Source organism: Streptomyces sp. SCSIO ZS0520 (assembly GCF_025643355.1).
In the GTDB taxonomy this organism is placed as follows: Bacteria; Actinomycetota; Actinomycetes; order Streptomycetales; family Streptomycetaceae; genus Streptomyces; species Streptomyces physcomitrii.
In genome coordinates this window covers 5,395,874-5,422,622 of sequence record NZ_CP092644.1, presented here as the reverse complement: position 1 = coordinate 5,422,622, position 26,749 = coordinate 5,395,874, and the positions used below count along the sequence as shown (strand labels likewise).

16 protein-coding genes and 1 pseudogene are annotated in these 26,749 nt (G+C 75.3%); 12 read left to right on the top strand and 5 right to left on the bottom strand.

Translation table 11 applies throughout. The annotated features are described in order from the left end of the window. Positions 1-32: 32 nt before the first annotated feature. Positions 33-809: a 2,3-dihydro-2,3-dihydroxybenzoate dehydrogenase gene (locus MID12_RS21595; RefSeq protein ID WP_040253160.1), complete on the bottom strand. Its 777-nt coding sequence runs from the start codon at positions 807-809 to the stop codon at positions 33-35. A 459-nt stretch (positions 810-1,268) separates the two neighbouring features. Between MID12_RS21595 and MID12_RS21590 the strand changes: the two genes are divergently transcribed. Continuing rightward, positions 1,269-3,191, top strand: a complete 1,923-nt coding sequence (locus MID12_RS21590) for a helix-turn-helix domain-containing protein (protein WP_263170043.1) — start codon at positions 1,269-1,271, stop codon at positions 3,189-3,191. 474 nt (positions 3,192-3,665) lie between these two features. Here MID12_RS21590 and MID12_RS21585 read toward each other — a convergent pair. Next, positions 3,666-4,367, bottom strand: a pseudogene (locus MID12_RS21585) (transposase); the annotation flags it as partial. A 495-nt stretch (positions 4,368-4,862) separates the two neighbouring features. Here MID12_RS21585 and MID12_RS21580 point away from each other — a divergent pair. From MID12_RS21580 to MID12_RS21570, 3 genes are all read left to right on the top strand, one after another. Then, a complete protein-coding gene (locus MID12_RS21580; RefSeq protein ID WP_263170040.1) occupies positions 4,863-5,042 on the top strand; it encodes a hypothetical protein in 180 nt (59 codons plus the stop codon). Positions 5,043-5,137: 95 nt separating this feature from the next. Continuing rightward, positions 5,138-8,008, top strand: coding sequence for a trypsin-like peptidase domain-containing protein (locus MID12_RS21575; protein ID WP_263170039.1), 2,871 nt, complete (start codon positions 5,138-5,140; stop codon positions 8,006-8,008). Then, positions 7,918-9,615, top strand: a complete 1,698-nt coding sequence (locus MID12_RS21570; RefSeq protein WP_263170037.1) for a hypothetical protein — start codon at positions 7,918-7,920, stop codon at positions 9,613-9,615. The genes MID12_RS21575 and MID12_RS21570 overlap by 91 nt, the downstream gene beginning before the upstream one ends. 265 nt (positions 9,616-9,880) lie before the next feature. On the opposite strand, the gene MID12_RS21565 is transcribed toward MID12_RS21570, so the two are convergent. Both MID12_RS21565 and MID12_RS21560 read right to left on the bottom strand, forming a co-directional pair. Continuing rightward, positions 9,881-10,801 carry a peptidoglycan-binding protein gene (locus MID12_RS21565; RefSeq protein ID WP_317633425.1) on the bottom strand — a complete coding sequence of 307 codons (921 nt, stop codon included), beginning with the start codon at positions 10,799-10,801 and terminating at the stop codon, positions 9,881-9,883. A 114-nt stretch (positions 10,802-10,915) separates the two neighbouring features. After that, positions 10,916-11,854 (bottom strand): peptidoglycan-binding protein, encoded by a 939-nt coding sequence (locus tag MID12_RS21560; protein WP_263170034.1) that lies wholly within the window; start codon positions 11,852-11,854, stop codon positions 10,916-10,918. Between the two features lie 284 nt (positions 11,855-12,138). Between MID12_RS21560 and MID12_RS21555 the strand changes: the two genes are divergently transcribed. From MID12_RS21555 to MID12_RS21535, 5 genes are all read left to right on the top strand, one after another. Next, a complete protein-coding gene (locus MID12_RS21555; protein WP_263170032.1) occupies positions 12,139-13,359 on the top strand; it encodes a sensor histidine kinase in 1,221 nt (406 codons plus the stop codon). Further along, positions 13,352-14,449: a hypothetical protein gene (locus tag MID12_RS21550; protein WP_263170029.1), complete on the top strand. Its 1,098-nt coding sequence runs from the start codon at positions 13,352-13,354 to the stop codon at positions 14,447-14,449. The genes MID12_RS21555 and MID12_RS21550 overlap by 8 nt, the downstream gene beginning before the upstream one ends. Continuing rightward, complete coding sequence (locus MID12_RS21545; protein WP_263170026.1) at positions 14,428-15,084, top strand: response regulator; 657 nt, start codon at positions 14,428-14,430, stop codon at positions 15,082-15,084. Before MID12_RS21550 ends, MID12_RS21545 begins: the two co-directional genes overlap by 22 nt. Positions 15,085-15,213: 129 nt before the next feature. Further along, a complete protein-coding gene (locus MID12_RS21540) occupies positions 15,214-15,699 on the top strand; it encodes a CU044_2847 family protein (RefSeq protein WP_063778686.1) in 486 nt (161 codons plus the stop codon). A 107-nt stretch (positions 15,700-15,806) separates the two neighbouring features. Then, positions 15,807-20,252 (top strand): serine protease, encoded by a 4,446-nt coding sequence (locus MID12_RS21535; RefSeq protein WP_263170023.1) that lies wholly within the window; start codon positions 15,807-15,809, stop codon positions 20,250-20,252. A 90-nt stretch (positions 20,253-20,342) separates the two neighbouring features. Here the strand turns inward: MID12_RS21535 and MID12_RS21530 are convergent, their stop codons facing one another. Then, the gene (locus MID12_RS21530) at positions 20,343-21,368 is read right to left on the bottom strand and encodes an aldo/keto reductase (RefSeq protein WP_263170021.1); all 1,026 of its coding nucleotides are present in this window, start codon (positions 21,366-21,368) and stop codon (positions 20,343-20,345) included. 109 nt (positions 21,369-21,477) lie between these two features. Between MID12_RS21530 and MID12_RS21525 the strand changes: the two genes are divergently transcribed. The 3 genes from MID12_RS21525 to MID12_RS21515 all read left to right on the top strand — a co-directional run bounded on the left by MID12_RS21525 (position 21,478) and on the right by MID12_RS21515 (position 26,656). Further along, on the top strand, positions 21,478-22,053 hold the full coding sequence (locus MID12_RS21525) for a TetR/AcrR family transcriptional regulator (protein ID WP_263170020.1): 576 nt from the start codon (positions 21,478-21,480) through the stop codon (positions 22,051-22,053). Between the two features lie 74 nt (positions 22,054-22,127). Next, complete coding sequence (locus MID12_RS21520) at positions 22,128-23,309, top strand: epoxide hydrolase family protein (RefSeq protein WP_263170017.1); 1,182 nt, start codon at positions 22,128-22,130, stop codon at positions 23,307-23,309. Between the two features lie 128 nt (positions 23,310-23,437). Next, on the top strand, positions 23,438-26,656 hold the full coding sequence (locus MID12_RS21515; protein ID WP_263170014.1) for a tetratricopeptide repeat protein: 3,219 nt from the start codon (positions 23,438-23,440) through the stop codon (positions 26,654-26,656). The last annotated feature ends 93 nt before the right edge of the window (positions 26,657-26,749 follow it).

Below are 26,749 nucleotides of genomic sequence, written 5' to 3'. Positions count from 1 at the left end.
GCCGCCCCCTCGGGCGGCCCGCCGTCCGTGCGTCAGACGCCGAGCGTGGCGCCGCCGTCCACCGTGAGTTCGTGCAGGGTGATGTGGCCGGCCTCCTCCGACAGCAGGAAGAGCACGGCGTTGGCGACATCGCTCGGGACGGCCAACTTGCCCAGCGGGATACCCGCCTTGAAGTTCTCCAGGGACCCCTCGACGGTGGCCTTGCGGCTGCTCTCGTCCTCCTCGTCCCACATCCCGGTCAGCATCGGGGTGTCGGTGGAGCCGGGCGCCACGACATTGCAGCGGATCCCGTAGCGGGCCACCTCCAGGCCGAGGCTCTTGGTGAACAGCGTGGCCGCGGCCTTGGAGGCGCAGTAGGCCGCCATCCCGGTCCTCGCCACCAGGGCCGCGTTGGAGGCCACCGTGACGACGGCCCCGCCGCCGCGCGCGACCATGGCGCGCACCACGGCCCGGGAGACATGGAAGACGCCGTCCGCGTTCACGCCGAAGGTGGTCCGCCAGTCCTCGTCGGTGAGGTCGAGCACCGGCTTGAAGCGCATCACCCCGGCCACGTTGACCAGGAAGTCCAGCGGCCCGAGCCGGCTCTCGGCGGCGGCCACCACCGCGTCCACCTCGGCGCTGTCGGAGACGTTCGCGGGGAACGCCTCGATACGGTGCCCGTCCTCGGCCAGGGCCGCGACCGTCTCGCCGAGGCGCCCGGCGTCCCGGTCGACCGCCGCCACCCGCACCCCTCGCCCCACCAGAGCCCGGGCGACGGCAGCGCCGATACCGCCCGCCGCGCCGGTGACCAGAGCGACCTTGTTCTGCATGAGCGTCTCCAAGTTGGCTGGACTGACGGGGATTTCACCGGACCCGGGCACCACACGGCGCCGGGCACGGCTGTCGTACGGCCGCCGAGGACCCGGCGGCCGAGCACACGGGAGGCCCGGACCGGCCCTGGCGAAGGGCCCCGGCGAGAGAACGGCGGCCGGGAGGCGGTCCGGACGTACAGAACCGGACAACGTCGGGGCGCCGGAACGGGAGAGGGGAAGGACGGCGGAGGGTCCCGCCGCGGCGAGAAACCGCTGTCTTCGATCCGCTGAGCGTCTCGTGGCGTGGAGCGGGCGTGCGGTGCCGGGCCGCTGCCGCGTCCCGGGCGGGACAGCAGATGACCGAAAATGAACGGTCCGCTCCGCCCCCGCGGCAGTTACATGTTCTTGTCATGATCCCGCGCATCGGACGGTTCTCAGGGGGAGGACAGGAGAGCCGGGAGGCGGGAGATCACCGGGGTGGAGCCCAGCGCCCTCACCATCCTGGAACTGCTGGCCGAAGGAGCTCCGGCCGAACGGCTTGAGGCCTTCGCCGCCCGGGCCCGCCGCGGCGAGTCCGACGCGCGCAGCCTCGCCGCCGTCGAGGAGGGAGTCCGGCTCGGCCGGACCGTCCACGAGCGGTGCGAACAGCGGCGCCAGCGGGAGGCCGGACTGTCCGCCCTGCTGAGCGTCGCCCTGGAACTCGCGGCGCCCCTCGGCCCGCGCTCCCTCCTGGACCTGGTCACCCGGCGGGCCCGCCTGCTGCTCGGGACCGACCTGGCCTGCGTCGTGCTGCCCGGCGCGGACGGCGGCCCGGCCCTCGTCCGCGCGGCGGACGGCCATGTCTCGGCCCGTACCGTCGGCCTCGCCCTGCCCACCCTCGCCGACCTCGGCGACGCCGCGGTCACCGGCGCCATCCCGGTCTGGACCCCCGACTACCCGCACGACGAGCGCGTCCGGCACAGCCCCGCGCTGGACGCGGCGGTCGCGGCCGAGGGGGTGCGCGGGGTCCTGGTGGCACCGCTCGGCCGCGGCGGACCCGGCGGTGCCCTCTACCTCGCCGACCGCAGCCCCCGGCACTTCACGCACGAGGAGGTCTCCCTGGTCGGCCTGCTCGGCGAACTCGTGGGCGCCGCCCTGGAGAAGGCCACCGCCCTGGAGCGGGCGCGCACCGAGCTGTCCGCCCTCAGCACCCGCCACGAGCAGTCCGAGCGGCGGCTGCGGACCACCACCGAGCTGCGGGAGCTGCACCACCGCCTGATCGGCCGGGCCCTGGAGGGGGCGGCCCCCTCCGCGCTTGCCGAGGCCGCCGCCGCCCGGACCGGCGGCGTGCTGCGCGTCCTCGCCGCCGACGGCACCGTGCTCGACACCACCGGCGGCGCCCCGGCCTGGGGCGACGAGGAGGGCGACGGGCCCGCAGCGGTGGCCGCGCACACCGCGGGCCGCCCGGTCGCCCTGGGCGAGGGCCGCTGGGCCGCCCCGGTCAGGGCCCGGGGCACGGCCCTCGGCACCGTCCTGCTGCGGCAGGACCGTCCGGTCACCGACACCGACGTACAGGTCCTCGGCATCCTCGCCGAGGCGATGGCCGTGCTGCTGCTCGGGGTCGAGGCCGGTTCCTCCGCGGCCCCGGGCCGCCGCCGCGACGGGCACCTGGACGACCTGCTCACCGGCCCCTCGCCGCTGGTCGGGCAGACCGGGCGCTACCCCCTGGACCCCGGGCGGCCGCATGTCGTCCTGGTCGCCCTGACGAAGACCGGCGAGCTGGGCCGGGCGGTCGCCTGGGCGGCGCTGCACGCCCACCGCACCGGCGGGCTCGCGGGCGAGCGGCGCGACCTGCTCGTCCTGGTCCTGCCGGGCACCGACCCGGGCCAGGCCGCCCGCGCCGTCATGGACGAGCTGGCGCCGCTCCTCGACGGGGCCGTGACCCTCGCCGGGGCGGGACCGGTGACCCACCAGGCCGCCGCCTCGGCCGCGTTCGAGGAGGCCCACCAGTGCCTCGACGCGATGATCGCCCTCGGCGCCACCGGCTGCGCCGCCTCCGCCCGCGAACTCGGCTTCTTCGGGGCGCTGCTCTCCGACGACCGCGACGTCCCCGCCTTCGTCCACGCGGCGATCGGCCCCGTCCTCGACTACGACCGGCAGCGGTTCACCGAGCTGACCAAGACCCTGGAGGCCTGGTTCCGCTCCGGCGGCAGCCCGACCTACGCCGCCCAGCAGCTCTTCGTCCACCCCAACACCGTCAGCCGCCGCCTGGAGCGGATCGGCGGACTGCTCGGCCCCGACTGGCAGCAGCCCGACCACACGCTGAAGATCCAGCTCGCCCTGCGGCTGCACGGCATCCGGCAGTCCCTGCTCGCGCGGCGCGGCGGCGCGCCGGACGAGATCACCGGGCGGCCCGGGTAGCCGCGCGGCCGAACTCCGGGCGAGCGCCGCCACCGTGTGGGCGGCCGAGGCGAGGGTGACATGGCGGTGCCAGCCGTTGTACGAGCGTCCGGCGAAGTCCCGTACGCCGACCCGGTCGGCGATCTCGGCGAAGTCGCGGTCCACCCGCGCGGCCGACCGGCTGAGCCCGAGGAGCGCGGCGGGCCGGTGGTGCACCAGGTCGCTCAGCCAGACCTCGGTGGGCCAGTGCCGCCCCTTCGGCCCGGCGCCGAGCAGGACCAGCTCCTCCTCCCCGCGCGGCCCGCCGGTGGCGCTCCCCGGCAGGCTCACTCGGACGCTCGCGACCAGGGTGCGGGCCTCCCGGCCCGCCTCCGCGGCGGTCGGCGCCAGGCGGTGCGGCAGCCCCGACATCCGCAGGATCCGGTGGGCCGGCAGCGCGCTCTCGCGCTGCCCGGCACCGGCCGGGGTCAGCGGCAGGGTGCGGCGCACCCGGAGCATCAACGGGGCGCCCGCCGCGCGTAATCGGCCGAGCAGCGCGGGTACGGCCAGTTCGCGGGCGTCCAGGACCACCGGGACCGCCGGGCGCTGCCAGCCGGTGGCCACCTCCAGGAAGGTCTCGGCCACGCAGTCGCTCAGCGTCCCGCCGCCGGGGGCCGGGGGCGCGGGGGCGCGGTCCGCCGCCCGGGTGCCGCCCGCCGCCGGACCGGGCAGGTGCAGCCGCCAGTTGACGGGGGCGCTCAGCCGCGGCGAGACCGCCCAGACGCTCACCGCCTGCTGGGCGTTGAGCACTTGGCCGAGCGCCGGTACGAAGCGCCTGCCCACCCCCACGCTGTGGGTGCCCGCCTTCGGGATCAGCACGGGGCGCACCACCCAGGCGTACGGCGGTGCCAACCGGTCGAGATAGCGGGAGAGTTCCTGCCGCACCGGCATCCAGTCCCAGGTGGAGCTGCAGACGAAGTGGTGCAGGCTCTGCTCGGAGGCGGCGCCGTCGATCAGCGTGGCGATATTGCGGATCGACTTGCGGCCCCGGGCGCGCAGCAGGCCCTGGATGTACTGGACCCCCCGGCGGCGCTGGTCGCTGCGGGGCAGCGAGGCGAACAGGGCCGAGGTCAGCTCGTCGAGGACGATCTCGTAGGCTTCCCCCACGGCCAACGGCCCGTGCGGTCCCTGCGGCACAGCCGAGGTCGTGCTGTTCATGAGGTCTCCCCGGGGCGTGGTCACTGATGTGCATCCGCGCTGACGTCCCATCGGCACCTCGGAAAGGTAGGCGGGGGACTCGCACCGGGCCCAGGTGTGCCGGACCACGCACTGGTGGTATCGCACAGTGAGCGGACCCTCACCCCCGGCCGCCGCCGCCCGCCCGGAGCGCGCCCGCCCGCGTGCCGCACCACCAGGCACAGGGGACTCCCCCACCACCTCCCGCCCCTTCCTCCCCAATCCCCCGGTTCCGCCCGGCCGCGCCTGGTTCGGGCCGGGGGGAGGGATTGGTTCCGTCGCGCGGGCGGGAGGCCGCCGCGCGGCCGACCGCGGATCACCGGCGCCGAGGGTGCCGGGGGCGGTGCCGCACCGGCCGTCACGGCACCGGGTCACCGGAGCGCGGTGACCGACGGAGGCTCCGGGGATTCGGGGCCGAAGTGCCGTGGAATCGGTAGGGTACGGAGCTCGCGTGGCAGGTGTCGCGAAGGGGGAAGCATGGCGTACGTCGAGTTCGGCCTCCCCCTGTCCGCCGAGGCGGATCCGTCCGTCGAGGCCGATGTGGTGATCTCCCGGACGACCGGCCAGGCCGACTTCACGGTCAGCCTCACCTGGCACAAACCGCCGTCCGGCGAAGCGGGGGCGGGCGCGGCAGACGCGGCAGGCACGGCGGGGTGAGGGTGCCCGCGTTACCGCCCGAGCGGTCGCCGGGGCCCGGACCGCGGTCCCTGGCGGCGGCGGTGCTGCGCGTCCGCGGGGACGGCGAAGGAGCCGTGGGCCTGGCCTTCCTGGTGTCCGACACTCTTGCTCTGACCTGTGCGCATGTGGTGCAGACGGCCCTCGGTACGCGCGGGAACGCGGCGCCCGCCGCCTCCGCCCGGGTCCGGGTCGACCTGCCCCTCGGATCGGCTCCGCCGGGCGAGGACGGCGAGCGGGCGACGACGGCCGAGGTGGTGCTGTGGATACCGGCGCGTGCGGCCGGCGGGACGGGGGCCGCCGCTGAGGAGCGCGAAGTCGCCCCGGCCGGTGTCGAGTTCGCTGCCGGTGATCGCGAACTGGCCGTATCCGATACCGAGTTCCATGCCGAGTCCGAAGCCGAGTCCGAAGCTGATCACCGCGAACTCGCCCACTCCGGTACCGAGTCCGACGCCGAAGCCGATGCCGACGCCCATGCCGATGACCGCGAACTCACCCCAGCAGGCCCCGAGTTCGACGCCGGAGCCGTCGAGTCCGCCGCCCATGCCGAGCCCGCTGCCCGCCCCGCCGACATCGCCGTACTGCGGCTGGCGGCGCCGCTCGCGGGAGCGGTGCCGGTGCCGCTGGTGGACGCGGAGGAGCTGTGGGGGCACCCGGTGCGGGCGTTCGGGCTGCCCGCCGGGCGGCCGGGCGGGGTGTGGCACGCGGGGGTGCTGCGCGGGCGGCAGGCCGACGGCTGGGTACAGGCCGATCTGGTGGGCGAGGGCTATCCGGTCTCCCGGGGCTTCAGCGGCGGACCCGTCTGGGACGAACGCCTCGCGGGCGTGGTCGGCATGGTCGCGGTCGCCGAGTCCGGTCAGCCGCCCGTCAGCTACCTGATCCCGACGGCTCAACTCCTCGCCGCCCGACCGGAGTTGCGCGAGATCACCCTGCCCCCCTCGCCCTTCCGCGGCCTGGCCGCCTTCCAGGAGGGGGACGCGGCGCTCTTCCACGGCAGGCGGGAGGAGAGCGAGGCGGTGGCGCGGGCACTGGCCGCCGAGCGCCGGGTCACCATCGTCGGGCCCTCGGGCTCCGGCAAGTCCTCGCTGGCCCTGGCCGGTGTGGTGCCCCGGCTGCGCGCGGCGGGCGCCCTGGTGGTCGTCCTGCGGCTCACACCCGACAGCCGCCCGGGGACCGCCTTCGCGGCGGCGCTGCTGCCGCTCCTCGAACCCGGACTCCCGGCGGAGGAGCGCCCCGACCGGATCGCGGAACTCGCCGAGGTGCTGCGCGAGCACGGCCCCGCGGACGTGGTGGCCCGGCTGCTGCGGCTGCGCGGCGGTCGCCGACTCCTCGTCGTCGTCGACCAGTTCGAGGAGGTCCTCGGCCTGGAGCCGGACGCCGTCGAGGAGTTCGCCGCCCTGCTCGGCGACGAGGCGCTGCCCGGCACCGTACGGATGCTGCTCACCCTGCGCGCCGACTTCCTGGAACCGGTGCTCACCCACCCGCTCTTCGGCCCGGAGACCGCCGGACACCTGCACGCGCTCGCCCCACCGGCCGCGGAACACCTGCGCGAGATGGTGACCGCGCCCGTCGACTCCGTGCCCGGTGTCTCTTACGAGCCGCATCTGGCCGAGCGGATCCTCGCCGACACCGGCCCGGGCCCCGGCGAGCTGCCCCTCCTCGCCCTCACCCTCGACCTGCTGTGGCGGCGGCAGCGGGGCGGACTCCTCACCCACCGGGCCTACGAGCAACTCGGCGGTGTCACCGGGGCGTTGGGCAACCACGCCGAGGAGGTCTGGGCCGGACACGTACCGGCGGAGGACGAGGAGGTGGCCCGGCGGCTGCTTTCCCGGCTGGTCCGGGTGCCGACCGGCGGGCCCGCGCCCACCCGCAGGATGGCGCTCCGTACCGAGCTGGGCGCGGCGGAGTGGCACCTCGCGCAGCGGCTCGCCGGGACGCGGCTGCTCGTCACCGGCCGCGACGCCGAGGGCACCGAGACCGTGGAGCTCGCGCACGAGGCGCTGATCGGCGAGTGGGAGAAGCTCGCCGGCTGGGTGGCCGGGGACCGCGCCTTCCTGGAGTGGCGGGCCTTGCTGCAACAGGACCGGGAGCGCTGGGAAGAGGCCGGGCATCCCCCGCAGTTGCTGCCGACCGCCCTGCAACTCGCGCAGTCCGCCCAGTGGTTGGACGAGCGCGGCGAGGAACTGACCACCGCCGAACGGGAGTACCTGGACGCCGGTCATGCCCACCGCCACCGGAGGGTGCGCCGGAGACGGGCCCTGCTCTCGGTGGCCGGACTCCTGGTGGTGCTGGTCCTCCTCGCCCTGTCGCTGTTCCACGCCACCCGCGAGGAGCGCCGGGACCGCGCGGCCGAGGCGGCCTCCCGTGCCCTCGCGGTGGCCGCGGAGGACGAGACGGCCACCGAACCGACGCTCGGCGTGCTGAAGGCGCTCGCCGCCCACCGGACCGCGCCGACACCGGAGGCCCGGGAGGAGCTCCTGCGCCAGTACCTGCGCCACCGGGACTGGGACCGGGTCCTCTCCGGAGTCCTCGGCACCGTCCGGCAGTTAGCACCAGCGCGGACGGCGAGGTGGTGCTGGCCACCTCGGAGCTGGGCCGGGCCGTGCTGTACACCGGTGCCGCCTCCGCGCGGGTGCGCGGCGTCCAGGTGCCCGCCACCGGGCAGCTGGTGGATATCGCGGTCTCCGCGGACGGCACCCGCCTCGCCTGGGTCCAGGCGGACGGCAAGGCCTTCTGGTGCGAGGTGCGCGCCGCCGCCAGCAAGCCGCTCGGCCCGGCGCACCGGCTGCCCGAGGCGCCGGGCAGCGGCCCCGACTGGGATCCGTCGGTGGATCCGGCGCTCTCCGCGGACGGCCGGATGTTCGCCGCGCGCCTGCGGGGCCGCCTGGTCTGGTGGGACCTGGACCGCGGCAGGCGCGCCGGTGAGGTGCCCGCGCCCGCGGACCTGACCGGCCTCGGCTTCGGCCCGGACGGGCGGACCCTCCTGGCCACGGTCTTCGCGGCGAAGGGCACCCAGGCGCTGAAGTCCGTCGAGCTGGCGACCGGCCGCGCCCGCCCGGTCCTCACCGGCGCCCAGGCGATCCACCTGTCCGGGGACCGCCGCACCGCGGTCGTCTGCCGCGAGGAGGACGGGCAGTCCGTCGTCAGCCGCCGCCGGACCTCGGACGGCGCCGCCCTCGGCCGCCCCTACCGCGAGCGGGACGAGGACTTCACCACGGACCAGTGCACGGTGGCGGCCGTGGACGCGACCGGGCGGCGCGTCGCCCTGCGGTACGCCGAGAACGTACGCCTCCTGGATCTGGACAGCGGCAGGACGCTCTCCGCCGTCAGGCTGCCCTCGGCCACTCCGGGCTTCCTGGACACGCCCCTGCTCACGGAGTCGCACGGCAGGCTCCGCTACGGGGGCCATGTGGACTCGACGATCGCCTTCGTGGACCTGACCCCCGGCAAGCGGCTGCTGAAGGCCGCGCAGCAGCGGCTCACCCCCGACGGCAGGAACCGGCTGCTCGTCCGCGCCGACGGCTCCCGGCTGGAACTGCGCCCCGCCGACCCCGCGCGGAACGGGCGCCTCCTCGCCGGGGCCGCGCGCGCGAAGCCGTACTGGGTGCCCGAGGAGGACGACCTGCTCGCCCTCAACCGCGAGGGCGGGCTCCTCGCCGACCGCGAGGGCCGGGAGAAGGTGGTCGTCCGGGACGCCTCGACGCTGCGGAAGGCGGCCACCGTGACCGCCGTCCGGCCGCCGAAGTCCCGCCCGGACAAACGGAAGTTCCGCGATCTGCACACCAGCGGCTCGCTCAGCGGGCACTGGCCGAAGTACGCCTTCCGCTACTTCTTCGACCACACCGGGCGCCTGGTGACCGTCTCCGGCACCGTCGTCCAGCAGTGGGACCCGCGCACGGGGCGCCAGCTCGCCCGCTTCGACGCCGGGGCGCTGCGGCCCGCCGAGGCGCCGGAGGCGGTGCTGAGCATCGCCCCGTACCCGGAGCGGAACAAGGTCTCCGTGCTCGTACGCGGCGAGCCCGGGGTCCGCGTCGTCGACCTCACCACCGGCCGGGTCACGGACCGGGTGCGCACCGGCCGCGAGGTCCTGTCCGTCCAATTCGCCCCCGGCGGGCGGTACTTCGCCGTCCTGCGCGGGGACACCGGCCTGGAGGTCCGGCAGCGCGGCGACCGGCCGCGCCGGGTGATCGGGCCGCTGGACGAGGTCGGCGAGAGCGCCGCCACGCCGTACCTCGCCGCCTTCCTCGACGGCGGGCGCTATCTGGTCGCCACCGGCAACACCGTGCGTACCTACCGGCTCGGCGAGCGCGGCCCCCAGGACTCGTACGTGGTCGGCGACCCGGGCGGGACGGCCGGGGACCACTCCTTCCTGGACGTGTCCGGGGACGGCAGCACGGTGGTCCTGGGCGCCTTCGGGGAGACGGGCAGCGCCTTGCCCCTCGAACCGGAGCGCTGGCGCGCCGAGTTGTGCCGCCTGGTGGGAGCGCGCACGCTCACCGCGGACGAGCGCAGTGCCTTCCCCGCGGAGGCGCGGACGGATCAACTCTGCCCGTAGCGGCGGGTGTTGGCTGGCGGGATGTGGCGGACAAGGAGACGGGCACGGAACTGAGGCCGAGAGGCCGAGGCTGGGAGACCGGAAGCCGGGAGGTCGCGAGGTGAACCCGCCCTCGTCGGCGCGCAGTTGGCGGACCGTGAAGTCGGCGGGTCGCGAAGTCGGGGGGCCGTGAAGTCGGCGGTCGCCCGTGACGCCGGGTTTCCGGTCCCGTCTGGGGGAACGGGACCGGAAACCCGGAGTGGGCGGGCGGGCGTGCCCGCCGGTGTCAGCCGAGGAGTTGCTTGGCGCGCTCGATCAGTTCACGCGCGGTGCCCTCCACGGCGTCGTAGCGGTCCGGGTAGGCCGAGACCTGCACCTTCTGCGCCACCTGGCCCGCGGACAGGTCGGGGTTGTCCGCGGCCACCTGGACGGCGGGGGTGAAGAAGGCGTTCGACGCGTACGAGACGTTCATGATCTGCTCGGGCGTGCCCCAGCCCTGCGAGGGGCGTTGCTGGAAGACGCCGAGCGAATCGCGGTCGCCGCAGTCGAGGTTGTTCATGTTCGACTCGACGACGCCCGCCTCGAAGCCGGCCAGCATCACCTTGTCGCTGACGCCGAGGTCGACGCCGGTCCGGTAGACGGTCTTGAGGACCTCGGGATCGGGGTCACCGGGGACCACACAGCCCCCGCCGTCGTCGCCGCCGCCGGTGCCGAGCAGGTTCTGCCAGGTCTCGGGGCCGACGATGCCGTCCGCGGACAGGCCCTTGTCGCTCTGGAATCGGGTGACCGCGCTCGCGGTACCCGCACCGAACTGACCGTCCACGGCAAGCCCGTAGCCGAACTTGTTCAACGCCGTCTGCGCCGCCGCGACCGCGTCACCGCTGTCGCCCTCACGGACCGTACTGATCAGCCCCGGCCAGGTCTCCGCACCGATGACACCGTCCGCCGCGTACCCCTTCGACTGCTGGAAGGCGACCACGGTGTTCTCGGTGGCCGGGCCGAAGTCGCTGTCGACGGAGATGTCGTAGCCGTGGCCGCGCAGCAGGTACTGGGCGGTGGTGACGTTCGCCCCGGTGGTGCCGTTCTTGAGGGCGGGCCAGGCCGGTGCGGCGCTCGCCGACGGCATCAGGCCGAGGGAGACCACCAGGGCCGCACAGAGCGCGGTGAGCGCGAGCCACACCCGAGGGGCCGCCGGTTTCCTGGTCATCGTTCTCGCGTTCAACCCGGGCTCCTCGTCGTACGTGCGGTGGGGGGACAGGCGAACGGTGCCGGGTCCCGGCGGGCGGCCGTGGGGGCCTGCCCCGCCGGGGCCCGGCAGCCGCTATGCGATGCAGCCGCTGGTCGGCAGGTCGCCGACCGCCGGCGGGGTGGTGCCGTCGTAGACGGCCGTCAGGAGGGGCCCCGGGCAGCGGTTGGCGCCCCCGGCCACGACCTCCACATGGACGTGCGGACCGGTGGAGTTGCCGGTGCTTCCGGAGAGGCCGAGCTGGGTGCCCGCGTCGACCCGGGCGCCGGAGCCGACTCCGTGCGCGGAGAAGTGGCAGTAGTAGTACGTGGCGCCGTCGTCGCCGGTGACCTCGTAGCCGAGTCCGCACCTGTCGTTGTTGATCTGGTTCGCCACACCGGCGTGCACGGAGTACACCGCGGTCCCGGTGCCCACCGGCAGGTCGAGTGCCGGGTAGTCGTGGTGCGGGACGCTGTAGTGGTCGCGGGAGAGGGCGTCGTGCGCGATGGGCAGCGAGTAGGCACCGGCGGCGCCGCCGCTCTGCCCCACAAGGTTCTGCCAGGTCTCGGGGCCGACGATGCCGTCCGCGGACAGGCCCTTGTCGCTCTGGAATCGGGTGACCGCGCTCGCGGTACCCGCACCGAACTGACCGTCCACGGCGAGCCCGTAACCGAACTTGTTCAACGCCGTCTGCGCCGCCGCGACCGCGTCACCGCTGTCGCCCTCACGGACCGTACTGATCAGCCCCGGCCAGGTCTCCGCGCCGATGACACCGTCCGCCGCGTACCCCTTCGACTGCTGGAAGGCGACGGTGGCGCCTTCCGTCGCGGCCCCGAACTGGCTGTCGGCGGCGATGTCGTGGCCCTGGCCGCGGAGCAGGTACTGGGCCGTCGCGACATCCGGGCCGGACGAACCCTTGCTCAGCACCGGCCAGTTGGGGGCGGCGGTGGCCGTCTGCGCGAGGCCGAGGGAGACCACCAGGGCGCACAGCGCGGCGATCGCGAGCCACGCACGACTGACTTTCGTTCTTGGCATCGACCCGACTCCCGGCGTCGAGGAACAGTGGTGCCGCCGAACGTAGCAACGGGGATGGCGGCCGGCATCGGGCGTTCGACCGACCCACCGGAGGCGGGATGTCCGCCCGCGTCGCTTGTGCCCCGGCACCCGCGGCCGCCGCGGCTCCCGCGGAGGCCGCCCGGCCCGGTGCGCGACCCCGTGGACGACCTGCGGAGCCGTCGTACGGCTTCGGTATAGTCCCGCGTCACCGGGACGCACCCGGCGGTCGAGACGCCCGGCTCAACCCGGAGGACGGTGATCCGATGCCCGGATCCGCGTTCCGCGAAGCCGCCCCGGTGGTGCGCGTGTGGAGGTGCGCCCGCGCGCAGGGGCGCCGCACCGCCGGGACCACCTCGCCGACCGCGCGGGCCTCTTCCCCGCAAGGCAGCGTCGAGGCGCGGTTCCTGGCCTCCGCCCGCCGTCTCGCGCCGCCCGTGCGCGGGGTCACGGTGCTCGTCATCGGCGCCTTCGGACTGCTCGCGGTGCCCGGTGGAGCGCTGCCGCTGGGCTTCGCCCTGCTCGCCCTGATCGTCGCGGGGGCCGGGGTGGACTGCTGGGCGGCGTCCACGGGGCGGGGCGCGGCGCTCTCGCTGGTGTTCGCCGTGCTGCGCGTGGTGGCGGTCGGCGCGAGCCAGGAGTGGACCGGCGGGCCGCTGAACCTGTGGGCGCTGAACACCCTGACCACCACGGCGATCACGCTCCAGTGGGAGTGGCCCCCGGTGGTCTCGGTGCCCGTCACGGCCGGGCTGTTCGCGGTGGAGGTGGCGGCCGCGGGCACCGGCGCCGTCGGCACGCTGCTGCCGCGCCTGGTCTTCGAATGCCTGCTGGCCCGCCTGGGGTTCGTCCTGCTGCGGCGGTCGGGGCGGCGGGTGGACGCGCTGCGGGAGCGCCGCTCCGCGCTCGCCCGCGCGGAGGCGGTGTCGCTGGCCCGGAAGCGGCAGGAGCGCGAGTACCTGGCGCTGCTGCACGACACCGCGGCCTCCACCTTCCTCATGGTCGCGGCGCGGGTCGAGGACACCGGCCCGGAGCAGGTCGCCGCGTACGCCCGGCACGATCTCGCGGTGCTCACCGGGGCCGCGGGCGGGGCGGGCCGTCAGGACAGCCCCGTGGAGCTGACGGCCTCGCTGCGCACCGCGGTCGGGACGGGGCGCCCGGCCGTCGAGGTCCGGGCGGAGGGGAGCGCGCTGGTCCCGGTTTCGGTGGCGCTCGCCTTCGTGCGCGCGGTGCGCGAGGCGCTGGTGAACGTCGCACGGCATGCCGGGGTGGACACCGCGGAGCTGAGCGTGCGCGGTGGCGAGGGCGGGCGGGTGGTCGTCGTGGTGTCCGACCGCGGGGTGGGCTTCCGGCCCGACGCGGTCCCGGACTCCTGCCGCGGGATCCGGGGCTCGGTGGTCGAGCGGATGGCCGCCGCGGGCGGCAGCGCCGCGGTCACCTCGCGGCCCGGCGCGGGCACCAGCGTGCGGCTGGTGTGGCCCGGTGAGTGAGTACCGCGCGGCGGACGGCCATGTCCACGCGACGATGCGGATCATCCTGGTCTGCGCCACCGGCGCCCTGCAGTTCGGCCTCGGGCTGCAGCCGCTGCTCACCCGGGAGTACCGCCACCGCTGGCTCGCCGTGGCCGCCTTCGTCGCCCTGGCCTGCGTCACCGCGGTCTGCTGCGGGTGGGTGCTGCGGCGGCGGCCGCTGCCCGGGGCCGTCGCCGCGGTCGGTACGGGCCTCGTACTGGCGGCCTCGTTCGGCGCCATGGCGGCGGCCGCGCCCGGGCAGCGCCACGCGGCGCCCGACTGGTCCTTCGGACTGGTGGGATGGCACCTGCTGTTGCTGCTCCTGGACCGGGTGCGGGTACTGGTCGCCGTGCTCGCCGCGCACCTGGTGGCGAGCCTCGGGCTGCTCCTGTCGTCGGGGGTGGCGGACCGCGCCGCGTTCGGGGCGAGCGGCGCCGCCGCCTTCGGGGCGGTCAGCGTCCAGTTGGCGGTCGTCGTGATCACGCAGGTGCTCCAGCGGCAGAGCCAGGAGGCGACCGCTGTGGCCGAGGAGCGGGACCGCCTGGAGACCCGGGTACTGCTCGCGCGGCAGTGGGAGCAGGGACAACGCAGCGCCCTCGCCGGGCAGTTGGGCTCGACGCTGCCGCTGCTCGCGGGCCTGGCCGACGGCGACCTCGATCCGCGCGAGGAGGAGACCCGGCGGCGGTGCGCGCTGGCCGCGACGCAACTGCGGCGGCAGTTCGCCGAGAACGACGAGGTGCCCGACCCTCTGGTGCACGAGGTCACCGCCTGCGTCGACGCGGCCGAACGCCTGGGCGTGGACGTCTCGTTCGCGGTCAGCGGCGCGGCGGTGCCGGTGCCGCCGCAGGTGCGCCGCGAGCTGACCGCTCCGGTGGTCACGGCGTTGTCGGCGGCGCGCAGTCGTGCCAGGGTGAGCGTGCTGCGCACCGACCAGGAGATCCGCATCGCGGTGGTGGCCGACGCCGGTGCGGACGGGGTCGCCGCCTCCACCGGCCAGGTCCGCGTCGAGTACGGCGCCTACGGTGAGCACCTGCGACTGGAGGCCAGATGGCGCACCCCGCCAAGCTGAGCGCGGTCATCGTCGACGACCACCCCGCGGTACGCGCCGGGGTCGCCCAGTGGCTGTCCACCGGCAGTCCGCCGATCGCGGTGGTCGCCTCCGGTGAGGACGTCCGGGTCGCGTGGACCGGCGAGGGCGCCACCGCCGATGTGGTCATCCTCGACCTGCACCTGGGCGGGCCGGCCCCGGCCCTCAGCGAGCTGCGCAGGCTGGCCGAGGCGGGGCGCCGGGTGGTCGTCTACTCGATGCGCGCGGACGACGACATCGCCCTGAAGTGCCTGGAGTTGGGCGCGCTGAGCTATCTGACGAAGGCCGAGGGCGCCGAGCACCTCCTCGAAGCCGCCGCCACCGCGGCCTCGGGCCGCGCGTACACGCCGCCCTCGCTGGCGGGGGCGCTGGCAGGCGACCGCTCCACCGACCGGCCGGTGCTCTCGGCCCGGGAGACCGAGGTGCTCATCGAGTGGTTCCAGTCCGAGTCCAAGGACTTCGTGAGCCGCCGCCTCGGCATCTCGCCCAGCACGGTCAACACCCATCTCGAACACATCCGGATCAAGTACGCGATGAGCGGCCGGGAGGCTCCCACCAAGGCGGCTCTCCTGGCCCGCGCGATCCAGGACGGCCTGATCGGCGTGGACGACCTGTGAGGAGGGCGCCGCGCTCACCGGGTCACCTCAGCGCGGTGACCCGGTGGGGGCTCCGGGGGTTCGGGCCCGAAGTGCCGTGGAATCGGTAGGGTACGGAGCTCGCGTGGCAGGTGTCGCGAAGGGGGAAGCATGGCGTACCTGGTCGAGTTGCCCGTGTCCGGACCGAGCGGCGAACACCCCGGCGCCGAGGGCGCCGACTCCGCTCCCCCGCGGACGACCGGCACCGTACGGGTCGAGATCGACGAGGTCGCGGACGGACTGGTCCAGGTGGCGCGCCCGGGCCAGGTCGTGGCGCGGGCGACCCGCTCGCTGAACGAGATGCTCGCCGAGATCCGCCCGGTCGCCGAGGACTTCGTCGAGGGCTTCCGCGGCATGGCACGCCAACCCGACGAGATCGCGGTCGAGTTCGGCCTCTCCCTGTCCGCCGAGGCCGATGTGGTGATCTCCCGGACGACCGGCCAGGCCAACTTCAAGGTCAGCCTCACCTGGCACAAGCCGCCGTCCGAGGAAGCGGGGGCGGGCGGGACGGGCTCGGCAGGCGCGGCAGGCGCGGCAGGCGCGGCAGGCGCGGCAGGCGCGGCAGGCGCGGCAGGCGCGGCAGGCGCGGCAGGGTGAGGGTGCCCGCGTCACCGCCCGAGCGGTCGCCGGGGCCGGGGACGCGGTCCCTGGAGGCGGCGGGGCTGCGCGCCGGGCGGGACGCGGACCCGGGTGGAGGGGGAGGCATGGCGGATCCGGCCGAGGCGGCGGGGCCGAGGGCCCTGGACCGCGCGCTGCTGCGCATCCTGGACGCGCGGCGGCAGCCCGTCGGCGTCGGCTTCCTGGTGTCCGGCAGGCATGCCCTGACCTGCGCGCACGTGGTCTCCGCCGCCCTCGGCACCCCGCCGGGCACCCCACCGGAGCAGGGCGCGCGGGTCGCGGTCGACCTGCCCCTGGTACCCGCCGCGCCGCGCGTGGAGGCGGTCCTCGAACGCTGGGTGCCGCCCCGGGTGCCGGGCGGTGCGGCAGCGGACGGGACTCCCGGCGCCCCCGGCCCGGCCGACCTCGCCGTACTGTGGTTCACGGCGCTGCCGCCGGGCGCGGGCCCGGTGCGCCTGGTCGACGCGGACGCCCCGGCGGTGGCGGAGCAGGCGACCGGGCGGACGGCGGCCGGGCCGGACGAGGAGGCGGCCGACGAGGAGGCGGCGGACGGTCTGTGGGGCCATCGGGTGCGGGCCATCGGGCTGCCCGCCGGGCGGCCGGGCGGGGTGTGGCACGCGGGGGTGCTGCGCGGGCGGCAGGCCGACGGCTGGGTACAGGCCGATCTCGTGGGCGAGGGCTATCCGGTCTCCCGGGGCTTCAGCGGCGGACCCGTCTGGGACGAACGCCTCGCGGGCGTGGTCGGCATGGTCGCGGTCGCCGAGTCCGGTCAGCCGCCGGTGAGTTACCTCCTGCCCACCGGCATGCTGACGTCCGCCTGGCCCGCACTCGGCCCGCTCGTACGGCCGCCCTCGCCCTTCCGGGGCCTGGAGGGTTTCGAGGAGGCCGACGCGGCGCTCTTCCACGGTCGGCGTGCCGAGAGCGAGGCGGTCGCCGCGGCGCTCGGCAGGCAGCAGTGGGTCACCGTGGTGGGCCCCTCGGGCTCCGGCAAGTCCTCGCTGGCGCTGGCCGGTGTGGCGCCCCGGCTGCGGGCGCGCGGGGCCCGCGTCCTGGTCATGCGGCCCGCGACCGGGTCCAGCCCGCTCGCGGCCCTCGCCTCCGCGCTGCTGCCGCTCCTGGAACCCGAGCTGCCCGAGACCCGCCGACTGGCCCGCCTCCCCGAACTCCGCGCCGAACTACGGGAGTACGGCCTCGCCCCCGCGGCGGACCGCCTGGCCGCCCGACACGGCCCGGGCCGACTCCTCCTCGTAGTCGACCAGTTGGAGGAGCTGCTCCAGCAACCCCCGGACGCCGTAAGGGAACTGGCCGAGGTCCTCTTCACCCCCGGCGCCCTGTCGCCCGCCGTCCGGGTGCTGGCCACCCTGCGCGCCGACTTCCTCGAACCGGTCCTCGGCCACCCGGACATGGGCCCGGCCGCCGGCCGCCACCTGTACGCCCTCGGCCCCCTCGGCGAGCAGGGGCTGCGCGCGGTCGTCACCGCCGCCGTCGACGCCCTCCCCGGGGTCTCCTACGAACCCCGCCTCGCCGCCCGCATCCTCGCCGACACCGGCACCGGGCCGGGCGTCCTGCCGCTCCTCGCGCTCACCCTCACCCTGCTGTGGCAGCGGCAGGAGAACGGGGTGCTCACCCACCGCGCCTACGAGCAACTCGGCGGTGTCACCGGGGCGTTGGGCAACCACGCCGACCAGGTCTGGGCCGAACACGTACCGGCGGCGCGGGAGGAGGCGGCCCGGCGGCTGTTCACCCAGCTGGTGCGGCTGCCGTTCGGGGCCGCGGTGGCCACCCGGCGCCTCGCCCGGCGCGCCGACCTCGACGAGGAGCAGTGGCGGCTGGCCCAGCGGCTCGCCGCGCACACCCGGCTCCTGGTCACCGACCGCGCCGCCGAGGGCACCGAGACCGTGGAGCTCACCCACGAGGCGCTGATCGGCGCCTGGCGGAAGCTCGCCGACTGGGTGGCCGAGGACCGCGCCTTCCTCGGCTGGCGGGAGACCGTACGGCACGAGCGGGAGCGCTGGCAGCGGGCGGGCCGCGCCCCCGAGCACCTGCCGGCCGCCGCGGCGGTGGCCGGTGCGAAGACCTGGCTCCCCGGGCGCGCCGCGGCCCTCAGCGAGGCCGAGCGGGAGTATCTGGCGGCCGGGCGCGCCCATCGCCGCCGCCGCGCGGGCCGCCGCGGGGCCCTGTTCTCCGGCCTCGCCGCCGCCCTGGCGCTCGCCCTCGTACTCGGTGTGCTCTATGTCGTCGAACGCCGCGACAGCCAGGAGCGCGCCGCCCTCGGCGCCTCCCGCGCCCTCGCCCGCTCCGCGCAGGAGGCCTCCGCCACCGACCCGGCCCGCGCCGCGCTGCTCGCCCTCGCCGCCTACGACACCTCCCCCACCCAGGAGGCCGAGAACGAACTCCTGCGCCGCCACCTCCAGTACGCGGACTACGAGCGGGTGCTCTCCGGCGGACTCGGCGACACCGTCTTCGACACGAGCCGCGACGGCGACGTGGTCCTCGCCGCGTCCAAGCGCTCCGGGGCCACCCTCTTCGTCCGCGCCCTGACCGGCCCGGTACGCGCCCTGCGGCTGCCCTCCACCGACCGGGTGCAGTACGTCATGGTCTCCGGCGACGGGAGGCGCGCCGCCTATGTCCAGTACGACGGCAGGGCGGTGTGGTTCGCGGTGCGGCCCGGGGCGGAGCGGCCCGCGGGACCGCCGCACCGGCTGCCCGACGCCCCGGGCATCGGGGGCGACTGGAGCGACTCCGTCACCCCCGCGATGTCGCTCGACGGCACGATGGTCGTGGCCCATGTCCGGGGGCGCCTCATCCGCTGGGACCTGGACCGCGGCCCGCACGGCGCCCTCGCCGGGAACCTCCCGGCGCCGAAGGGCATCGAGTTCCGGATGTGGCCGGCGCCCGACGACCGGACCCTGCTGGTCCCGGTCTTCCGGCGCTTCCGGTCCTTCGGGCAGGGCGAGAAGGGCAGCCTGCTCGCCCTCGATCTGCCAACCGGCAGGAGCCGCCTGCTGGTGCGCGCCGACGCCGACCAGATCCGGGTCTCCGGCGACCGGACCCGGGCGGTGCTGTGCCGGGTGCGGGGCAAGGCCGCCGAGGTCACCGTGCACCGGCTCACGGACGGCGCCCGGGAGGGGGTCGCCTACCGCGAGAAGGACGAGGACTTCGCCTCCGGCCTCTGCATGGTGCAGTCCGTCGACGGCTCCGGACTGCGGGTCGCGCTCAACTCCGGCAAGGGCCTCAGCGTCGTCGACCTGCGCGAGGGCCGGGTCCTCTCCCGCAACGGCCTGCCCCACGCGAACTCCTCGATGTCCCGGAGCAGCCCCTGGCTGGTGGAGTCCGGCGGGGCCCTCTACTACGTGCGCCACGACGAGTCGATGATCGGCTTCGTCCGGCTGCGGCCCGGCTCCTGGTTCCTCGACGCCGGCCGGCAACTCCTCTCGCCCGACGGCGCGTACACGATCACCGTCCTCGCGGACGGCTCCCGTCTGCAGCGGCACTACGCGCACAAGGAGAGCGCGCGCGTCCTCGCCGACGTGCCGCGCCGCACGCCCTACCGGGTGCCGAGCCGCAGCGAACCCCTCGCCCTCGACCGCGGCGGACGGCTCCTCGCCGACCGCGAGGGCCAGAACCTCGTCACCGTCCGCGACGCCCGCACCCTGCGCCGCACCACCACCGTCACCACGGCCGAGCCGCCGCCGGCCGACTCCCCGGTGCCGCTGGCGGACCCCCGGGGAGTCGGCCCGGGCCAGGACGGCGGCACCGGTGCGTACGACGGCTTCCGCTACTTCTTCGACCGCGACGGGAAGCTGATCACGGTCGCCGGGGACGTGGTCGAGCAGTGGGACCCGCACACCGGGCGGCGGCTGCACCGCTTCGACGCGGGGGTGCTCCGCACCCGGTACGGAGGGGCGAAGGACGCCGCCCTGATGATCGGCGCGTACCCCGCCGCGAACCGGATCTCCGTCGTGGTCCTCGACCGGCCCGGCATCCATCTGGTCGACCTCACCACCGGGCGCACCACCGGGACGGTGCCGACCGGTGACGACATCCTGGCCGCCCAATTCGAGTCCACCGGCAGGTACTTCGCGATCCTGCGCCGGGGCTCGATCCTCGAACTGTGGCGGCGCGGCGATCCCCCGCGCAAGGAGCTCGGCCCGCTGCGCAGCGTCGCCGAGTCCTCCGAGACCCCGTTCTTCGCCGGATTCCTGGCGGGCCGGGACCGCTATCTCCTGGCCGCGAACAACGCCGTACGCGTCCACCGGCTCGGCGAGCCCGGCTACGAGAGGTCCTACTCCTTCACCGGCCCGCGCGACAGCGCACTCGACGGCGAGCACTCCTTCCTGGACGCCTCCCGGGACGGCGGCACCGTCCTGCACATCGGCCCCGACGGCATGGGCGGACCGCTCCAGCTCTCGCCGAGGCGCTGGTACCGCGAGCTCTGCGAGACCGTCGGCGACCGGGAGCTCACCGCCGAGGAGGCGGACCTGCTCCCCGCGGAACCGAGGAGCCGGAGGCCCTGCGCCGGGATCAACTGAGGTACGGGCGCGCACAGTCGGCGGCGGTGCGCTCCCCTCCCGCGGCCGCCTCCTCAGGCCGCGGTGCGCTCCCCTCCCGCGGCCGCCTCCTCAGGCCGCGGCGCGCTCCCCCGCCGGGCGCCGCCGCAGGACCGCCTGCCGCAGGGCGGGCGGCTGGTAGGCCATGTCGAGGCGGCCGACGTCGGTGCCGGGCGGGACGATCTCGTCGAGGGCGTCCAACAGGGCGTCGTCGAGGGTGAGTTCGGCTCCGGCGAGCAGGTCGTCGAGGTGCTCCATGGTGCGCGGCCCGATGATGGCGGAGGTGACGCCGGGGTGGGCGACGGCGAAGACCATCGCCAGGTGGGTCAGCTTCATCCCGGCGCGCTCGGCGAGCGGGATGAGCTGCTCGACCACGTCGAGGCGGCGTTCGTCGCGGTAGTGCGCGAAGAGCCCGGCGCGGTGGGTGGTGGCCTGCTCGCCCTTGCGGAAGCGGCCGGTGAGCATGCCCTGGGCCAGCGGGCTCCAGACGAGGGTGCCCATGCCGTACTTCTGCGCGAGGGGCAGGATCTCGCTCTCGATCCCGCGGTTGAGGATCGAGTAGGTGGGCTGCTCGGCGCGGAAGCGCTGAAGACCGCGGGACTCGGCGATCCACTGGGCCTCGACGAGGGCGGAGGCGGGGAAGGTGGAGGAGCCGATCGCCCGGACCTTGCCGCCGCGGACGAGGTCGGTGAGGGCGGAAAGGGTCTCCTCCAGGTCGACCTCGGGGTCGAGCCGGTGCACCTGGTAGAGGTCGATGTGGTCGGTGCCGAGCCGCCGCAGGGAGTCCTCGACGGCCGTCATGATCCAACGCCGGGAGTTCCCGCGTTGGTTGGGGTCCTCGCCCATGGCGCCGTGGAACTTGGTGGCGAGTACGACCTCGTCCCGGCGCCCCTTGAGCGCCTTGCCGACGATCTCCTCGGACTCGCCGCGGGAGTACATGTCGGCGGTGTCCAGGAAGTTGATCCCGGAGTCGAGGGCCTTGTGGATGATGCGGACCGACTCCTCGTGGTCCGGGTTGCCGATGGCGCCGAACATCATGGCGCCCAGGCAGTAGGGGCTGACCTGGATGCCGGTGCGGCCGAGCGTGCGGTACTGCATGGAAGCCTCCGGTGCTAGCATCACCAAAACGGAACGCTTTACCACTTACACAATACGGAACACCTTCTCAATTAGCAACGGCAGAGCACGGAAGCGAGGGGAGCCGCCCATGAGCGCGCCCACCCCCGGGCCCGCACGGCGGGTGCGGGCCGACGCCCAGCGCAGCATCGACGCCCTGGTGGAGGCGGCCCGCGAGGTCTTCCTCGCCTCCGGTGTGGACGCCCCGGTGCGCGAGATCGCCCGCCGCGCAGGGGTCGGCCTCGCCACCTTCTACCGGCACTTCCCCGAGCGCTCCGACCTCGTCTCGGCCGTCTTCCGGCACGAGGTCGACGCCTGCGCCGAGGAGGCGGCCGCCCTCTCCGCCGCGCACGAGCCCTTCGAGGCCCTGGTCCGCTGGCTGGAGCGCTTCACCGGCTTCGTCGGCACCAAGCGCGGCCTCTCCGCGGCCCTGCACTCGGGCAACCCCGCCTTCGAACCGCTGCCCGCCTACTTCCAGGAGCGCTTCGAGCCCGTACTGCGCTCACTCCTCGACCAGGCCGCCGCCGCGGGCGAGATCCGCACCGACATCGCACCGCTGGACCTGCTGTACGCCGTCTCCCGCCTCTGCTCGGGCGCGGACCGCTCCGCCGACGAGCGGATGGTCGCGCTGCTCATCGACGGCCTCCGGCACGGCGCCGGGCAGTAGCCCCGCACCCCCACTCGCGTACGCGCCCCGCCGGACCGCGCGACGGGGCCACCACCCACCGGAGGACGAGAACCATGAGCCACTCCCCCGACGCCGCCCCGCCCCGCCCCTTCGCCCCGCGGACCGACCCCGCCGCCCTGAGCGAGCTGCGCACCCGGCTGCGGGCGACCCGCTGGCCGGACGCGCCCGAGGAGGCGGGCTGGTCCCTCGGCACCGACCTCGACTATCTGCGCGAACTGGTCGCCTACTGGGCGGACGGCTTCGACTGGCCCGCCCGGGAGGCGGAGTTGGGGCTCCTGCCCCGCTTCCGCGCCCGCGTCGGCGGCCTCGGGATCCACTTCGTCCACGCCCGGGCCGCGGCACCGGCCTCCGCCGCGCTGCCGCTGGTGCTCTGCCACGGCTGGCCGGACTCCTTCTGGCGGTACACCAAGGTCGTCCCGCTGCTGACCGATCCGGGCGCGCACGGCGCCGACCCGGCCGACGCCTTCGACGTGATCGTGCCGGACATGCCCGGCTTCGGCTACTCCGACCGCCCCACCGGCCCGCCGCTCGACTCCCCCGCGGTGGCCTGGCTCTGGGCCGAGCTGATGTCGCTCCTCGGCTACCCGCGCTTCGGCACCGCGGGCGGCGACATGGGCAGCCACGTCAGCCGCTACCTCGCCCTCGACCACCCCGACCGCGTGGTGGCGGTGCACCGCACGGACGGCGGACTGCCCGTCTTCACCGGCGACCCGGCCGAGCTGACACCCGAGGAGCGCGCCTGGTTCGCCGAGGCCCAGCGCTGGGGCGCGAGCGAGGGCGCGTACGGGGCGATGCACCGCACCAAGCCGCAGACCGCGGCCTTCGGGCTCACCGACTCACCGGCCGGGCTCGCCGCGTGGATCGTCGAGAAGCTCCGGTCCTGGAGCGACTGCGGGGGCGACATCGAGCGGGTCTACACCAAGGACGAGATCCTCACCGACGTCATGCTGTACTGGCTGACGGGCACCATCGGCTCCTCGATGCGGATGTACCACGCGAACGCCGCCCTCGACCCGGCCCGGCTCACCCGCCGCGTCGACGTCCCCTCCGGCTTCTCCCTCTTCGGCGGCGACGTCGTCCGCCCACCCCGCGCCTGGCTGGCACGCACCACCAACCTGGTCTACTTCACCGAGCCCGAACACGGCGGCCACTTCGCCCCGTTCGAACAGCCGGAACGCTACGCGGAGGAACTCCGGGCGTTCTTCCGGCCGTTCCGTCAGCAGCCGGCTGGCTAGCCCCGGCAGCAGGCAGTCCCGCCCCGTCCTCCCCACCCGTCACCCATCCGTGCGCTGCCTCGCCTTCCGACCCTGTACGCAGGACACTTGACGGATTGTGTGCGACAAAGCAGGTGAAGGGGGACGAGATGCGGGACAGCCACCGGGCCGACGCGGACCGGCTACTGGTCCAGGCAGTGGAGGAGGAGGCGCGCCGCTCCGGCGGGCGTACGGACACGAAGGTGCTGCTCACGCGGGCGCGGGCCGCGCTGGACAGCATGGCGCGGACGGCGGACGAGGAGTACGCGGCCTATACGAAGGCGCTGGACGAGGCGGCGGCGGGGCAGATCGGCTTCGGGCGCCGCTTCGCGCGGGAGGGTGGCGGAACTCCCCTGCTGGTAGCGGGAGTTGCCGCGCTGGCCGCCTGTGTCGCGGACCTCGCGCTCGGTACCGGCCCCGGCACCGCGGTGGGCGCCGGGGCCACCGTCGCGGTGGCGGGTGCCGCCACCACCGTGGTCAAGGTGACCGCCGCGCATCTCCCGGCGGCGAGCAGGCACGCCGGGGCGCTCAACCAGCCCGGCGGACCTGAGCAGTTGAGGCTCCAGTGGCTCACCGCGCTCGAAGTCCGAGGCGTCCGGCCCTTCTTGGACCAGCAGCGCGTGCTGACCGCGAGCACCGGGAGCAAGAAGGCCGCGCCCAAGCTGCGCCGTACGGACAAGAGCGCGGCGGCCCGGCGGCGCAGCGTCCTGGAGCACTCCTTCGCCCAACTCCCGGAGCCGGTCGGGGTGTTCGCGGGCCGCCGGGCGGAGATGTCGCGTATCGCGCAGTGGGTGCACGCGGCCCGCGCCAGCACCCGGACCAAGCCGACCGTGGTGGTGCTGCACGGGGCGCCCGGCTCCGGACGCAGCACGCTCGCGGTGCGGGCCGCGCAGGACCTCAAGGACCAGTTCCGCGGCGCCTGCGTGGTCGACCTGCGCGGCGAGGGCCCGGACTCGCCGCCGCTGTCCGTCCGGGACGCCCTGCTGCACCTGCTCAACCGCCTCGGCGCGCCCCGCGAACAGCTCCTGTTCCGTGAGCGTTCCTCGCCGGAGCAGCAGGTTCGGCGGCTGACCGAGCTGTACCACCAGCATCTGACCGGGCTCGACGTGATCGTGGTCCTGGACGAGGTGCGCGAGGCCGAGCAGGTGCGCGCCCTGCTCCCGGAGCGCTCCCACTCCCTGGTCCTGGTCACCACGGCCAAGCCGCTCGACCTGCCGCCGGACCTCGACGCCTGGGTGCACCAACTGGCCGTCGAATCCCTGGCGGAGACCGGCGCGGAGGAGCTGCTGCGCGAGTCGGCGGAGGACGACTCCGGCCCCTACGACTCGCAATCCGCCGCCCGCATCGGGGAGTTGTGCGGCGGGCTGCCGCTCGCGCTGCGCATCGCCGGTTCCGCCCTCGGGCCGCGCACCGCGCACCGCCTCGCCGAGGACCTGGCCGCCTACGGGCCCGTGGAACCCGTCGAGCGGGTGCTGTGGCTGCGCTACACCGACCAGTCCGACACCGCGCGGCGGCTGCTGCGCCGCCTCGCGCTCGCCGGACGCGCCTCGCTCGGCGTGGCCGCCGCCGCGGCCCTGCTCGCCACCGAAGAGCCGGAAGCGGCACGGCAGTTGGAGCAGCTGGCCCGGACCGGTCTGCTCGACCACGTCCGCGGCAACCGCTACCGGCTGCACGATCTGGTACGCGGCTTCGCGCACGCCAGGCTGCTCGACGAGGAGGAGCCCGCCGAGCGCACCGCCGCGCAGGAACGCCTCATCGTCAACTACGCCGAACTGGCCGACTCGGTGATCCGCCTGGTCGACGGCAAGACCTCCACCCGCGCCGACAGCGCCTTCCACTCCAGCGCGGTGGGCCCGCACGGCTTCACCTCGCTGGACGCCGCGCTGCGCTGGCTGGACGACGAGTCGAGCTTCATCACCGCCGCGCTGCGGCACGCGGAGGGCGTCGACCAGGGGGCCGTACTGAACCTCCTGGGCGCGCTGTGCGACTACTGCCTGCTGCGCGGCGACCTCTACCGCCTCGGTGAGATCAGCGAGTTGACCCAGGCGGTGGACCAGGGGCTGCTCGTGCGCAGCGTGCAGTGGCGCACCGGTATCGCGGCCCGCCAGCTCGGTGAGCTGGACACCGCCCGTACGACGCTGAGTTCGGTGGTCGACCTCTACTTCGAGGCGCACCACGAGGCGGGCGCCGCCCGGGCGCTGGGCTCGCTCGGCATCACCCTGCACCACCAGGGCAATCTGAGCGGCGCCGCCGAGAAGCTGAGCGAGGCGCTGGACCTCCAGGCGGCGCCCGTACTCGCCGCCGACCGGGCCTGGACCCTGCACGCGCTGGCCGCCGTGGAGCGCGACCGCGGTCTGCTCGGCCGGGCCCTGTCGCTGCTGAACACGGCCCTGGTCCTGCACCGCGAGGGCGAGTCGGTGCACGGCGAGGCCTGGGCGCACTTCCAGCTCGGCCAGGTCTTTCTGCGCCGGGGCGAAGTCCCGCGCGCCGAGGAGGAGTTGAGGCAGGCCCTGGAGCTGTACGGCCGCACCCGCGACCAGCGCGGCGAGGCCTGGGCGCTGACCCAGCTGGCCCGCGCCCGCCTGGTCGAAGGCGACGCCGCCGAGGCGGTCGAGGGGCTGCGGGCGGCGGCCGGGCGGCACCGGGAGAACGAGGACGCACGCGGCGAGGCCTGGAGCCTGTACTACCTGGGCCAAGCCCTGGAGGAGAGCGGGCAGTTGGAGGAGGCGGTACGCGAACTGGAGCGCTCCCGCACGATGTTCTCCCGGATGCGGGACGTGTACGGGCTGGCCTGCGCCCGGCACCACTCGGCCCGCGCCACCCGGGACCTGCGGGCCGCGCAGACCGGCTCGCTGCGCAACAGCGGCTTCGCCCGCCAGCTCCTGGTCGACGCGCGCGCCGACTTCCGGCGCATCGGCGTCGCACACGGCGAGGCCTGGACCCTGCTCGAACTCGCCGTCGTCGACGCCGGGAACGCCCGCACCCCCGCGGCCCTCGGCCTCTGCGAGGAGGCGGCCGCCCTCTTCGCCTCGTACGAGGACCGGCGCGGCGAGGACTGGGCGCAGTTCCTGCGCTGCACCCTGCTGCCGTACGCCTCACCGGGCGGCACCGAGATCGGCACCGCCGTCGCCCAGGAGGAGCTGGCCCAGCTCGCCCGCTCCGGGCATCCGGCGCGGGACGCCCGCCTGGAGGACTGCCTGGAGGCCTACGCCCTGCTCTTGGAGCGGGGCGTGGACCTGGACGCGGGCTGGCAGGCCTGGTCGCTGGGGATGGTCCCGAACCGGCACTCCCGGGAGGTCATGGGGGTCCCGGTGCCCGCGGCCCCGTGACGGAGTCGGGGCCGGGGGCGGTCGGCACATCGCCCCGGCTCCGGTACCGGCCGCCCTTCGCTCCCGGGCCCGACCGCCGGGCCCGGGAGACCG